Origin of the sequence: Streptomyces doebereineriae, from assembly GCF_031845645.1 — a bacterium.
Classification (GTDB): Bacteria; Actinomycetota; Actinomycetes; order Streptomycetales; family Streptomycetaceae; genus Streptomyces; species Streptomyces canus.
In genome coordinates, this window is sequence record NZ_JAVREZ010000025.1 from 1 (window position 1) to 12122 (window position 12122).

Annotated in this window: 12 protein-coding genes; 10 read left to right on the forward strand and 2 right to left on the reverse strand. The window is 68.7% G+C overall.

The genetic code is table 11. From position 1 onward, the window contains the following. The 3 genes from RNB18_RS43845 to RNB18_RS43855 form a co-directional block, all read left to right on the forward strand. The coding region (locus RNB18_RS43845; RefSeq protein ID WP_311719737.1) for a site-2 protease family protein at positions 1-1244 on the forward strand (1244 nt) is incomplete at its 5' end. Positions 1245-1282: 38 nt separating this feature from the next. Then, positions 1283-2185, forward strand: coding sequence for a tRNA (adenine-N1)-methyltransferase (locus RNB18_RS43850; RefSeq protein ID WP_057614329.1), 903 nt, complete (start codon positions 1283-1285; stop codon positions 2183-2185). 216 nt (positions 2186-2401) lie between these two features. Next, on the forward strand, positions 2402-2980 hold the full coding sequence (locus RNB18_RS43855) for a hypothetical protein (protein ID WP_311719739.1): 579 nt from the start codon (positions 2402-2404) through the stop codon (positions 2978-2980). A gap of 57 nt (positions 2981-3037) precedes the next feature. Here RNB18_RS43855 and RNB18_RS43860 read toward each other — a convergent pair whose 3' ends face one another. Then, the gene (locus RNB18_RS43860; protein ID WP_057614327.1) at positions 3038-3343 is read right to left on the reverse strand and encodes a ferredoxin; all 306 of its coding nucleotides are present in this window, start codon (positions 3341-3343) and stop codon (positions 3038-3040) included. A 244-nt stretch (positions 3344-3587) separates the two neighbouring features. On the opposite strand from RNB18_RS43860, the gene arc reads away from it, so the two are divergent. The 6 genes from arc to prcA all read left to right on the forward strand — a co-directional run bounded on the left by arc (position 3588) and on the right by prcA (position 9678). Beyond that, complete coding sequence (gene arc / locus RNB18_RS43865; RefSeq protein WP_057614326.1) at positions 3588-5354, forward strand: proteasome ATPase; 1767 nt, start codon at positions 3588-3590, stop codon at positions 5352-5354. 245 nt (positions 5355-5599) lie between these two features. Then, positions 5600-7111: a depupylase/deamidase Dop gene (dop, locus tag RNB18_RS43870; protein WP_365647039.1), complete on the forward strand. Its 1512-nt coding sequence runs from the start codon at positions 5600-5602 to the stop codon at positions 7109-7111. A gap of 155 nt (positions 7112-7266) precedes the next feature. Further along, entirely contained in the window at positions 7267-7485 is a 219-nt protein-coding gene (locus tag RNB18_RS43875; protein ID WP_007380863.1) for a ubiquitin-like protein Pup, read from the forward strand. A gap of 118 nt (positions 7486-7603) precedes the next feature. Then, positions 7604-8065 (forward strand): endonuclease VII domain-containing protein, encoded by a 462-nt coding sequence (locus RNB18_RS43880; protein WP_311719843.1) that lies wholly within the window; start codon positions 7604-7606, stop codon positions 8063-8065. Further along, positions 8017-8862 carry a proteasome subunit beta gene (prcB, locus tag RNB18_RS43885; RefSeq protein ID WP_311719740.1) on the forward strand — a complete coding sequence of 282 codons (846 nt, stop codon included), beginning with the start codon at positions 8017-8019 and terminating at the stop codon, positions 8860-8862. The genes RNB18_RS43880 and prcB overlap by 49 nt, the downstream gene beginning before the upstream one ends. Before the next feature lie 60 nt (positions 8863-8922). Then, the gene (prcA, locus tag RNB18_RS43890; protein ID WP_059207842.1) at positions 8923-9678 is read left to right on the forward strand and encodes a proteasome subunit alpha; all 756 of its coding nucleotides are present in this window, start codon (positions 8923-8925) and stop codon (positions 9676-9678) included. Positions 9679-9749: 71 nt separating this feature from the next. Here the strand turns inward: prcA and RNB18_RS43895 are convergent, their stop codons facing one another. Beyond that, positions 9750-10766 (reverse strand): LacI family DNA-binding transcriptional regulator, encoded by a 1017-nt coding sequence (locus RNB18_RS43895; RefSeq protein WP_311719741.1) that lies wholly within the window; start codon positions 10764-10766, stop codon positions 9750-9752. An 88-nt stretch (positions 10767-10854) separates the two neighbouring features. On the opposite strand from RNB18_RS43895, the gene RNB18_RS43900 reads away from it, so the two are divergent. After that, positions 10855-12114, forward strand: coding sequence for an MFS transporter (locus tag RNB18_RS43900; protein WP_311719742.1), 1260 nt, complete (start codon positions 10855-10857; stop codon positions 12112-12114). Positions 12115-12122: the final 8 nt, after the last annotated feature.

Below are 12122 nucleotides of genomic sequence, written 5' to 3' on the forward strand. Positions count from 1 at the left end.
CGGACCCCGACCACCCCCCTCCGCCCTTCCACGAGGACCACCCCACCCTCGCCCACTCCGCCGCCCCCAAGACCCCCCCGCCCCCGTCCCCCCAGCCCCGCGGCGGCCTGCTGATGGGCCGCCCCTTCGGTGTGCCCGTCTACGTCGCCCCCAGCTGGTTCCTCGTCGCCGCGCTCATCACCTGGGTGTTCGGCGGACAGCTGGACCGCGTGCTGCCGGAGCTCGGCGCCGCCCGCTACCTCGTCTCACTCTTCTTCGCGGTCGCCTTCTACGCCTCCGTCCTCGTCCACGAACTGGCGCACACCGTCGCGGCACTGCGCTTCAAGCTCCCCGTCCGCCGCATCCAGCTCCAGTTCTTCGGTGGCGTCTCCGAGATCGAGAAAGAGGCCGAGACCCCCGGCCGGGAGTTCGTGCTGGCCTTCGTCGGCCCGCTGCTCTCCCTGATCCTCGCCGGCCTCTTCTACCTCGCCATGCAGCCCGTCGAACCCGGCACGGTCCCCGGCGTCCTGCTCGCCGGCCTGATGGTCTCCAACCTCATCGTGGCCGCCTTCAACCTCCTGCCCGGCCTCCCCCTCGACGGCGGCCGCATGCTCCGCGCCGTCGTCTGGAAGATCACCGGCAAGCCCATGAGCGGCACCATCGCCGCCGCCTGGGTCGGCCGCGCCCTCGCCGTCTGTGTCCTCATCGGCCTCCCCCTGCTCACCCAGTCCGGAGCCCTGGGTTCCTCCGCCGAGGACAACGTCGGCATGGACACGGTCATGGACGCCCTGCTCGCCGCGATCCTCGCCGCGATCATCTGGACCGGCGCCGGCAACAGCCTGCGCATGGCACGCCTGCGCGAACACCTCCCCGACCTGCGCGCCCGCACCCTCACCCGCCGCGCGGTCCCCGTCGAGACCGACACCCCCCTCTCCGAGGCCCTGCGCCGCGCCAACGCCGCCGGCGCCCGCGCCCTGGTCGTCGTCGACGCCGAGGGCACCCCGCTCTCCCTCGTCCGCGAGGCCGCCATCGTCGGCGTACCCGAACACCGCCGCCCCTGGGTCGCCGTCAGCGGCCTCGCCCAGGACCTCACCGACGGCATGCGCGTCTCCGCGGAGCTCGCGGGCGAGGACCTGCTGGACGCCCTGCGCGCCACCCCCGCCACCGAATACCTCGTGGTCGAGCAGACCGGCGAGATCTACGGCGTCCTGTCCGCGGCCGACGTGGAACGCGCCTTCGTGAAGGCCATGGCCAGACCGTCCTAGTGGTCGGCGGCCCCTCCCGGGACCGGTAGGCTGTTCACATGTCCGAACCGACCGGTGCCGCCCGCAGGCGCGGGCCCTTCAAGGTCGGGGACCAGGTTCAGCTGACCGACCCCAAGGGCCGCCACTACACGTTCACGCTCGAAGAGGGAAAGAACTTCCACACCCACAAGGGTTCCTTCCCGCACGACGAGCTGATCGGCGCACCCGAGGGCAGCGTTGTCCGCACCACCGGTAACGTCGCCTACCTCGCGCTGCGCCCCCTGCTCCCCGACTATGTCCTGTCCATGCCCCGCGGGGCAGCCGTCGTCTACCCGAAGGACGCGGGGCAGATCCTCGCCTTCGCCGACATCTTCCCCGGCGCCCGCGTCGTCGAAGCCGGCGTCGGCTCCGGCTCGCTCAGCAGCTTCCTGCTGCGCGCCATCGGCGACCAGGGCATGCTGCACAGCTACGAGCGCCGCGAGGACTTCGCCGAGATCGCCCAGCAGAACGTGGAGCGCTACTTCGGCGGCCCGCACCCCGCGTGGCAGCTCACCGTCGGCGACCTCCAGGACAACCTGTCCGACACCGACGTCGACCGCGTCATCCTCGACATGCTCGCCCCCTGGGAGTGCCTGGAGGCCGTCTCCAAGGCGCTCGTCCCCGGCGGCATCCTGTGCTGCTACGTCGCCACCACCACCCAGCTCGCCCGGACCGTCGAGTCCATCCGCGAGATCGGCTCCTTCAACGAGCCGACCTCCTGGGAGTCGATGATCCGCAACTGGCACGTGGAAGGCCTGGCAGTCCGACCGGACCACCGCATGATCGGCCACACCGGCTTCCTGCTCACCGCCCGCCGCCTCGCCGACGGCGTCGAGCCCCCCATGCGCCGACGCCGCCCCGCCAAGGGCGCCTACGGCGAGGACTACACCGGCCCCAACGCCGACGGAGGCTCCGGCCGCTAGGGCGGCCCCGTGCCGCAGTCAACGTACAGGCGTCGGGGTGGAGTTCCCGCAGACCAGGGGAACTCCACCCCGACGCCTCTGTGTTGAGGGAGCGACGGAAACCGCCGTACGACAACCCGGACAAGTACCCACCCCGCCGTTCCCCCGACCTGTGACGTGTGGCACCATGCTGGCCACCCCACCCCCACCGGCACGCCCTCACAGGAGACGCTCCTAGTGCAGCAATCCGCCGTCCCGGAACTGGCACACACGCACACCCGCCCGATCCACTGGGTCGCCACCGCCACCGCCGTGGCGGGCGTCGTGGCCTTCTCCTCGCTCCTGCAGCCCAACCCGGCGACGGCGGCCCAGGCGGCCGGCCCCGAGGCCGGACCCGCACCCGTGGCCGCGACCGCGCCCGATCCCGCGGACGTCCACTTCCCGATCGACTGCGGACCCGTCAAGGCGAAGATCCAGAAACAGGTCTCCGGAGACCTCGACGGCGACGGACGGCCGGAAACCGTCGTCGTGGTGCACTGCGACGCCCCCATGGGCACCCCGCCCGACGCCGTCTACGTCATCACACGCGCGAAGGGCACCGGTGAACCCCGTGTCGTCGCCACCCTGCTGAGCCCGAAGACCCGCAACACCGTCACCGACTTCACGGTGAGCGACGGCACCGTCCTCGCGACCCTGCTCGGCTACTCCACGTCCGACGTACCCAGTTGCTGCCCGGACGTGACGGACAAGGCGAAGTGGCAGTGGAAGGACGGCGCGTTCGTCCGCTCGACCCCCGCGGGCACGCACACCGTCTGACCGAAGCGATCACATCTGTGAGAAATCAGACAGTCATCGCGCGCAGTGGGCTTCTGGTTACTCTGCGTCCGGTCCGTAGATCTCGACCCTGTCCGAAACTCGACGTACATGGATGCAGTCGCCAGGACACTCCTTCGCGGAGTCGACCACATCGTTGAGAAGCGGCAGCGGTACGGGCGTTGTGGCGCCCCTGTCCTGCAGAAGCTCGTCGTCCGACCCCTTCACGTAGGCCAGACCGTCGATGTCCAGCTCGAACACCTCGGGCGCGTACTGGGCGCAGATGCCGTCACCGGTACAGAGATCCTGGTCGATCCAGACCTCCAGAGTCTCGCCGTCGGCCCTGACCTCCTGCTGCACTCTCATCTCTCCTGCCGTTTATGCGTCGAGCCGAACGGGAATCCGGCCAGCTCTGACGGGTGTTGAACACTTCGACCCTACCTTCGGCAGCTTTCCAATCTTGTTCGGTGGGTATTCCCCTGGCGTGAGGGAGAGCGCAAGGGTGAAGATCGGACACACCTCGACAGTCTTTGTGATCTAGGGGTTTCAATCGACACCCACCCAGGTAGGGTCTGGAAGCGTCCAGCTCCCCTTGGAGGAGGTGAGGACCGTGGCAGCCCACGACGACGACATGAACCGCGGCATCCGCCCGGGACGAGGGTCCGACGACCCGTCCGGGCAGATTGCCTACCTTGAGCAGGAGATCGCCGTCCTGCGACGCAAGCTCGCCGACTCTCCGCGACACACGAGGATTCTCGAAGAGCGGATCGTCGAGCTGCAGACCAACCTGGCCGGCGTATCCGCCCAGAACGAGCGACTCGCCAACACGCTCCGTGAGGCCCGCGACCAGATCGTGGCCCTCAAGGAGGAGGTCGACCGGCTCGCACAGCCCCCGGCCGGCTTCGGAGTCTTCCTCGAAGCGAACGAGGACGGCACCGCCGACATCTTCACCGGCGGCCGCAAACTGCGGGTGAACGTCAGCCCCAGCGTCGAACTCGAAGAGCTCCGGCGCGGCCAGGAAGTGATGCTCAACGAAGCTCTCAACGTGGTCGAGGCCATGGAGTACGAGAGCGTCGGCGACATCGTCACCCTCAAGGAGATCCTCGAGGACGGCGAGCGCGCCCTGGTGCAGGGGCACACGGACGAGGAGCGGGTGGTGCGGCTCGCCGAACCGCTGCTCGACGTGACCATCCGCCCCGGCGACGCACTGCTCCTCGAACCGCGCTCCGGCTACGTCTACGAGGTCGTGCCCAAGAGCGAGGTCGAGGAACTCGTCCTCGAAGAAGTCCCCGACATCGGCTACGAACAGATCGGCGGACTCGGCGGCCAGATCGAGGCCATCCGAGACGCCGTCGAGCTGCCGTACCTCTACCCGGACCTGTTCAAGGAGCACGAACTGCGCCCGCCCAAGGGCGTCCTGCTCTACGGACCCCCAGGATGCGGCAAGACGCTCATCGCCAAGGCCGTCGCCAACTCGCTGGCCAAGAAGGTCGCCGAGGTCACCGGCCAGGCCACCGGCAAGAGCTTCTTCCTCAACATCAAGGGCCCCGAGCTCCTCAACAAGTACGTCGGCGAGACCGAGCGGCAGATCCGCCTCGTCTTCCAGCGTGCGAGGGAGAAGGCCAGCGAGGGCACACCCGTCATCGTCTTCTTCGACGAGATGGAATCCCTCTTCCGCACCCGCGGCTCCGGTGTCAGCTCGGACGTGGAGAACACCATTGTCCCCCAGCTGCTCGCCGAGATCGACGGCGTGGAAGGCCTGCAGAACGTGGTCGTGATCGGCGCCTCCAACCGTGAGGACATGATCGACCCCGCCATCCTGCGCCCCGGCCGCCTGGACGTGAAGATCAAGATCGAGCGTCCCGACGCCGAGGCCGCCAAGGACATCTTCGCCAAGTACCTCACCGAGCGCCTCCCGCTGCACTCCGACGACGTCGGCGAGCACGGCGGCAGCAAGGCCACCACCGTCCAGAGCATGATCCAGACGGCCGTGGAACACATGTACGCGGAATCCGAGGAAAACCGCTTCCTGGAAGTCACCTACGCCAACGGCGACAAGGAAGTCCTCTACTTCAAGGACTTCAACTCCGGCGCCATGATCGAGAACATCGTGGGCCGCGCCAAGAAGATGGCGATCAAGGACTTCCTCGATCACAACGCCAAGGGTCTCCGCGTCTCCCACCTCCTCCAGGCCTGCGTGGACGAGTTCAAGGAGAACGAGGACCTGCCCAACACCACCAACCCCGACGACTGGGCCCGTATCTCCGGCAAGAAGGGCGAGCGGATCGTCTACATCCGTACGCTCATCACCGGAAAGCAGGGCGCCGACACCGGGCGCTCCATCGACACGGTGGCGAACACCGGGCAGTACCTGTAAAGACAGGGCGGCTGCGGGTGCCCTCACCGGGGTACCCGCAGCCGACTGTTTTTCAGGCAACTAACCGGACCAAAGGCGAGCAAGGCAATGACGCAAATGATCTCCCCACCAGCGCAGAGCCGTTCTAGGCTCTTCGGTACCGCCGAGTCGCGCAGTGCGGGGACGGGCACCGCACACGCACCGGAGCGCCAGCGGTACTTGAGCGGCGCCCCCGACCGAGGGCGCCGCCGGGCAAGGAGGGCCGCATGACCGTACGGCGAGTAATGGGCATCGAGACGGAGTACGGGATCTCCGTCCCCGGCCACCCCAACGCCAATGCCATGCTCACCTCGTCCCAGATCGTCAACGCCTACGCGGCGGCGATGCACCGGGCCCGCCGGGCCCGCTGGGACTTCGAGGAGGAGAATCCGCTGCGGGACGCACGGGGCTTCGACCTCGCCCGCGAGGCCGCCGACTCCAGCCAGCTCACCGACGAGGACATCGGACTGGCCAACGTCATCCTCACCAACGGCGCACGGCTCTACGTCGACCACGCACACCCCGAATACAGCTCTCCCGAGGTCACCAACCCCTGGGACGCCGTCCTGTGGGACAAGGCCGGCGAGCGGATCATGGCCGAAGCCGCCGAGCGTGCCGCCCAGCTCCCGGGCGCACAACCTATCCACCTCTACAAGAACAACACCGACAACAAGGGCGCCTCCTACGGCACGCACGAGAACTACCTGATGAAGCGGGAAACCCCCTTCTCGGACATCGTGCGCCACCTCACGCCCTTCTTCGTCTCCCGCCAGGTCTTCGCAGGCGCCGGCCGCGTCGGCATCGGCCAGGACGGACACGAACACGGCTTCCAGCTCAGCCAGCGCGCCGACTACTTCGAGGTCGAGGTCGGCCTGGAAACCACCCTCAAGCGCCCGATCATCAACACCCGCGACGAGCCCCACGCCGACGCCGAGAAGTACCGCCGCCTCCACGTGATCATCGGCGACGCGAACCTCTCGGAGATCTCGACCTACCTGAAGCTCGGCACCACGGCCCTCGTCCTGTCGATGATCGAGGACGGCTTCATCGCGGTGGACCTCGCGGTCGACCAGCCGGTACGGACCTTGCACCAGGTGTCGCACGACCCCACCCTCCAGCGCCTGGTCACCCTCCGCAGCGGCCGCACACTCACCGCGGTCCAGCTCCAGATGGAGTACTACGAGCTCTCCCGCAAGTACGTCGAAGAACGCTTCGGCGCCGACGCGGACGACCAGACCAAGGACATCCTGGCCCGCTGGGAGGACACCCTCAACCGCCTCGAGAACAACCCCATGAGCCTCGCCGGCGAACTCGACTGGGTCGCCAAGCGCGAGCTCATGGAGGGCTACCGGCGCCGCGACGACCTCGACTGGGACGCCGCGAAGCTGCACCTCCTGGACCTCCAGTACGCCGACGTGCGCGCCGACAAGGGCCTCTACAACCGCCTCGCGGCCCGCGGCCGCATCAAGCGGCTGCTGGACGAGAACGAGGTCGAGCGAGCCCGTACCAAGCCCCCGGAGGACACCCGCGCCTACTTCCGCGGCCGCTGCCTGGAGCAGTACGCCGACGACGTCGCCGCGGCCTCCTGGGACTCGGTGATCTTCGACCTCCCGGGCCGGGACTCGCTCCAACGGGTCCCAACCCTCGAACCGCTTCGCGGAACGCGAAATCACGTCAAGGAGCTCCTGGACCGCTGTCGCACGGCAGAAGACCTGGTCAGGGTGCTGTCGGGCAGCTGAGCGGGTCCTCGCGCCGGGCAGTCCGACAGGGTGGAAAGCCCGGCCAGAGGGAATCATCGAGATGGCCCCCGTACGTTGTAAGAACTGCGGGGCCGATGTCAGACCCTGCTTGTAGGGTCTGATCAAGAACGTCGAACCGAGCGGGGTGAGGGGTTATGGCGACCAAGGACACCGGCGGCGGACAGCAGAAGGCCACGCGCAACACCGAGGAGGTCGAGGAGCAGACTGCGGAGACGCAGGGTTCCGAGGACCTCAAGGAGCGCCAGGAGAAGCTCAGCGACGACGTGGACTCCGTCTTGGACGAGATCGACGATGTCCTGGAGGAGAACGCCGAGGACTTCGTCCGGTCCTTCGTTCAGAAGGGTGGCGAGTGACTTCACCTTCGATTCTAAGGTGAAGTCGAGGATTTAGGTGAACGAAGAGGTGGAGGCGAAGCGCTGCTCGCGGTGCTCGCAACACTTGCCGAGGGCGGCGTTCGCCAGCAATAAGGCAATGGCCGATGGTCTCCAGGCGTACTGCCGAGAGTGCTCTGCTGAGTACTACCGGCAGCGCCAGGAGGCCAAGGGCAGGAAAGTCCGAGAGAGGGTTTCCGTCCCAGCGGGGCACAAGCGATGCCCGCAGTGCTGTGAGGTGAAGCCCCACTCTGAGTGGGAGCGGAACAAGTCCACGTCGGACGGCTGGGCGAGTAAATGCCGTGTGTGCCGTGCCCAGCGAGATGAGTTGATCGCCGCTCAAGGCGGAGTCTGCTGCGTATGCCTAAGCGCTCCGGCGACTGATGTGGATCACTGCCACAAGACGGGTAGGGTCCGAGGCGTACTGTGCTTCAACTGCAATTCCGGCCTCGGCCTGTTGAGGGACGACCCCGAAGCGATGTACCGAGCTGCCGATTACCTGGAAGGAAACGCGTGGAAGCCAACACTCGTAGCACCGGGCGTCTACCAGCTGCCTTCCTGACGCCAGGGTCGTCGTCCTTCATGGACTTCCTGTCCGAGCACCAGCCGGAGATGTTGCCGGGCAACCGGCAGCTGCCGCCCATGCAGGGTGTGATCGAGGCGCCGCACGGCACCACGATCGTGGCGGTCACCTTCCCCGGTGGTGTCGTGCTCGCCGGTGACCGTCGCGCCACGATGGGCAATGTCATCGCTCAGCGGGACATCGAGAAGGTGTTCCCCGCGGATGAGTACTCGGCCGTCGGGATCGCCGGCACCGCCGGTCTCGCCGTCGAGATGGTGAAGCTGTTCCAGTTGGAGCTGGAGCACTTCGAGAAGGTCGAGGGCGCCCAGCTGTCCCTGGAGGGCAAGGCGAACCGGCTGTCCACCATGATCCGTTCCAACCTCGGCATGGCGATGCAGGGGCTGGCCGTGGTGCCGCTGTTCGCGGGGTACGACGTGGACCGCGGCAGGGGGCGGATCTTCTCCTACGACGTCACCGGCGGCCGTTCCGAGGAGCACCACTTCGCCGCCACCGGTTCCGGCTCGGTCTTCGCGCGCGGGGCCATGAAGAAGTTCTTCCACGACGGTCTGAGCGAGGCCGAGGCCACGATGCTCGTGGTGCAGGCCCTGTACGACGCGGCCGACGACGACTCGGCGACCGGTGGTCCCGATGTCGCCCGCCGGATCTACCCGATCGTCACCGTGATCACCGAGGACGGTTTCCGCCGGCTCAACGACGACGAGTCCTCCGAGATCGCCCGTTCGATTCTCGAGCGGCGGCTGGAGCAGCCCGACGGCCCGCGGGCCGCGTTGCTCTAGGCGCCACCCGTCTTGTTCAAGGTGATCGCAGTGACTTCCACAGAAAGGGACGGATAACCGGTGTCGACGCCGTTCTATGTCTCCCCCCAGCAGGCGATGGCCGACCGGGCCGAGTACGCCCGCAAGGGCATCGCCCGTGGTCGCAGCCTGGTCGTGCTGCAGTATGCCGACGGCATCGTGTTCGTCGGCGAGAATCCGTCCCGCGCGCTGCACAAGTTCAGCGAGATCTACGACCGGATCGGCTTCGCGGCCGCCGGCAAGTACAACGAGTACGAGAACCTGCGGATCGGCGGCGTCCGGTATGCCGACCTGCGTGGTTACACCTATGACCGTGACGACGTGACCGCCCGTGGGCTCGCCAACGTGTACGCCCAGACGCTGGGCACGATCTTCTCCTCGGCCGGTGAGAAGCCGTACGAGGTGGAGCTGGTCGTGGCCGAGGTCGGTGAGACGCCGGACGGCGACCAGATCTACCGGCTGCCGCACGACGGTTCCATCGTGGACGAGCACGGCTCGGTCGCGGTGGGCGGCAATGCCGAGACGATCAGCAGCTATCTGGACCAGCGTCACCAGGACGGTATGAGCCTGGCGGAGGCGCTGAAGCTGGCCGTGCAGGCGTTGTCCCGTGACACGAACGGCAGTGAGCGGGAGATCCCCGCGGAGCGGCTGGAGGTCGCGGTGCTGGACCGGACGCGCCCGCAGCAGCGGAAGTTCAAGCGCATCGTGGGGCGTCAGCTCGGTCGGTTGCTGGAGGCAGGCGGTGCGTCCACCGAGGCGGAGAGCGCGGACGAGGCGGAGGGTTCCGAGGACGAGTAGTCCCGGGGCGTCTCGCCCGACCATCACCCCTTCTGTGCCCCGGCCGATCACCAGGCCGGGGCGCAGGGCGTTCAGGGGGTGCTGGGCGGGGCCGTGGAGCCCCGTACGACCAACTCGACGGGGATGTCCCCTTCCTGCGGGGTACGGCCTTCCAGGACGGCCAGGAGGGCTTCCATGCCGCGTTCGCCGAACAGCTCGGCGTCCAGTCGTACGGTCGTCAGCTCAGGGTCGATGGCGGTGGCGAGGCCGAGGTCGTCCAGGCCGGTGACGGAGATGTCGTCGGGGATGCGCAGTCCGAGCCGTCGTACGGCCTTGTAGGCGCCGGCGGCGAGTTTGTCGTCGTCGCAGACGAGGGCGGTGGGCCGGGGGCCCGGGGTGGCGAGGGCGGCCTCTGTGGCGGTCAGGGCGCCGTCGATCGAGATGGGTGCGTGGGCGGTGCGGACGGAGGTGCCGGGGACCGTGTCGAGCTGTGCGGCCAGTTCGCGCGCCCGGACCTCGAAGGTCCAGGAGGGCACGTCGGCCGCGAGGTGCAGGAAGCGGCGGTGGCCGAGGTCCAGGAGGTGGGCGGCGACCTGGCGGATGCCGTCGGCGATGTCCAGGTTGACGGTGGCGGCGCCGAGGCTGCCCGAGGGGTCGCTGTCGAGCATGACGAGGGGGAGCTGGTCGCCGCGGATGGCGGTGAGGGCGTCGGCGGCCATGGAGGAGGCGATGACGCCGTCCAGGGCCGCTTGGGCGGAGGCGAAGGGGTCGCGGGCGGGGCCGATGCCCTCGGGGGAGGGGTACAGGACGACGCCGAAGCCGTGGTCGGCGGCCACGCGTGCGGCGCCGGTGTAGACGCCGGCGAAGAACTCCGTGGTCAGGGCCGGGACGACGAGCAGGACGGTGCGGGTGTGGCCGAGGCGGAGGTTGCGGGCGGCCAGGTTGGGACGGTAGCCGAGGTCGCGGGCGGCTTCCCGGACCCGTTCGGCGGTGGCTTCGGAGACCCGGCCGCGCCACTTGTCGCCCAGCACGAGCGAGACGGCCGCCTGGGACACCCCGGCCGCCTGTGCGACGTCACGGCTGGTAGGGCGCGTACTGCTGCGTGCCACCGTGGGTCCGCTCCTTCGTCTGGACGTCCGAACAGCGCACATGGTACGTATGGGAGTCGAGGTTATACGTATGACTTGGAGGCGGGACATGGCCGCGGGATACCTGGAGATCCTCAGGGCGAGGCACGCGGCGCGTCTGCTGACGGGAACGCTGGTGGGCCGGCTGCCGAACGCCACCGCGGCGATCGCCATCGTGCTGTTCGTCCGGGCGCAGGGCGGCACGTACAGCCTCGCCGGAGGTCTCGCGGCCGTGTACGGCGTGGCCAACGCCGTGGGGCAGCCCGTGCTCGGGCGGCTCGTCGACCTGCACGGCCAGCCCCGTGTTCAGCTCCCCTCCGCCGTGCTGTCGGCCCTCGCGATGGCTCTGTTCGCGTTCAACGGCACCGACCCGCTCCCGCTCGCCTACGCGGCCGTGGCCGCAGCCGGGCTCTTCACGCCGCCCCTGGAGGGCGGCCTGCGGGCGCTGTGGTCGAGCGTGCTGCGCAGGGAGGATCAGGTGCACACGGCGTACGCCATGGACGCGGTGGCGCAGGAAGTCATGTTCGCAGTGGGGCCCTTGCTGGTGACGTTGTGCGCGTCGCTGTGGTCGGCGCAGGCGGCACTGCTGGTGCTGAACGTCATCGGGGTGCTGGGCGCCCTCTCGGTCGTGGTGTCGCCTCCCTCGCGCGCGTGGCGCTCCGCACCGCGCGAGGCGCACTGGCTCGGCGCGCTGCGCTCGCCGGGACTCCTGGCGATGCTGGGCGCGTTCCTGTTCGTCGGTATCGCGCTCGGGTCCATCACGGTCGCCTCCGTGCCGTACGCGGACGAGCACGGCGGGGACGCGGTGTACGGCTGGCTGATGGCCGGGATCGGTCTGGGCGCCCTCGTGGGCGGCCTGGCGTACGGCGCGCGGCAGTGGGCCGGTGAGCCCGCGCGGCGACTCCAGGTCCTGGTGGGCTTCCTGGCGGTGTGTTACCTGCCGCTCACCCTGATGCCGGGCGCGGTCGCCATGACGCTGCTGACGGTGCTCGCCGGGGTGTTCCTCGCGCCCGTCATCGCGTGCGCCTTCGTCCTCGTCGACCGGCACGCGCCGGCCGGGACGGTCACCGAGGCTTTCTCCTGGCTTGTCACGACGTTCACCGTGGGCGCGTCGGTCGGAACAGGACTCGCGGGCCCGGTCGTCGAGCGGGGTGGGGCCCTGTGGGGCTTCGCCGTGCCGGGTGCCGCGGGGGGCGTGTCGCTGCTGGTTCTGCTGGTCACGGGAGGCGTCCTCACAGCTCCCGCCGGGCGGGCGGTGGTTGCGTCTTCATCGGAAAATGATCCAAACCGTGCTGCCGAACCCCGTTTCAGCTCGGGGGATCGGGCGTAATGTTCACT

What these genes read in the sequence shown, in the direction of transcription:
- RNB18_RS43900 (WP_311719742.1), top strand. Translation starts at nt 10,855, where the DNA reads ATGGCCGCGGGATACCTGGAGATCCTCAGGGCGAGGCACGCGGCGCGT.
- dop (WP_365647039.1), top strand. Translation starts at nt 5,600, where the DNA reads ATGACCGTACGGCGAGTAATGGGCATCGAGACGGAGTACGGGATCTCC.
- RNB18_RS43860 (WP_057614327.1), bottom strand. Translation starts at nt 3,343, where the DNA reads ATGAGAGTGCAGCAGGAGGTCAGGGCCGACGGCGAGACTCTGGAGGTC.
- RNB18_RS43875 (WP_007380863.1), top strand. Translation starts at nt 7,267, where the DNA reads ATGGCGACCAAGGACACCGGCGGCGGACAGCAGAAGGCCACGCGCAAC.
- RNB18_RS43850 (WP_057614329.1), top strand. Translation starts at nt 1,283, where the DNA reads ATGTCCGAACCGACCGGTGCCGCCCGCAGGCGCGGGCCCTTCAAGGTC.
- RNB18_RS43880 (WP_311719843.1), top strand. Translation starts at nt 7,604, where the DNA reads ATGGCCGATGGTCTCCAGGCGTACTGCCGAGAGTGCTCTGCTGAGTAC.